The sequence below is a fragment of the Streptococcus sp. HMSC061D10 genome (assembly GCF_001808865.1).
Classification (GTDB): Bacteria; Bacillota; Bacilli; order Lactobacillales; family Streptococcaceae; genus Streptococcus.
Genome location: NZ_KV794985.1, coordinates 1 through 670, shown reverse-complemented (window position 1 = coordinate 670; position 670 = coordinate 1). Strand labels below are relative to the sequence as shown.

Annotated in this window: 1 protein-coding gene; it reads left to right on the top strand. The window is 36.6% G+C overall.

What is annotated here, in order from left to right:
- Positions 1-639, top strand: a 639-nt coding sequence (locus tag HMPREF2728_RS00005; protein WP_075226685.1) for an IS3 family transposase, incomplete at its 5' end; no start/stop codon positions are given.
- Positions 640-670 lie beyond the last annotated feature (31 nt).

Sequence of the window (670 nt, the reverse complement as noted above, 5' to 3'; positions counted from 1 at the left end):
GTAGTGAACCATAAGAAGGTGCAGCGTCTTATGAAAGTACTTGGTTTAACGGCTCGAATTCGCCGTAAACGGAAGTATTCTTCATACCAAGGAGAGGTTGGCAAGAAAGCAGATAACCTTATTCAACGTCAATTTGAAGCAACCAAACCAATGCAAAAGTGCTACACAGATGTGACAGAATTTGCCATTCCAGCAAGCAGCCAAAAGCTTTATTTATCACCAGTTTTAGATGGCTTTAACAGTGAAATTATCTCCTACAATCTTTCTACTTCGCCGAACTTAGTACAAATGAAAGCTATGCTAGAACAAGCATTTACAGAGAATCATTACGAAAATACAATTCTCCATAGTGATCAAGGATGGCAATACCAACACGATTTCTATCATCATTTTTTAAAGAATAAGGGAATCCAACCATCTATGTCACGTAAGGGAAATAGCCCAGATAACGGTATGATGGAATCCTTCTTTGGCATTCTTAAGTCTGAAATGTTTTATGGTTATGAGAATACGTTTCAGTCACTTGAGCACTTGGAACAAGCTATTGTAGACTATATTGATTACTACAACAACAAACGAATTAAGGTAAAACTAAAAGGACTTAGTCCTGTACAATACAGAACTAAATCCTTTGGATAAATTAATTGTCTAACTTTTTGGGGTCAGTACA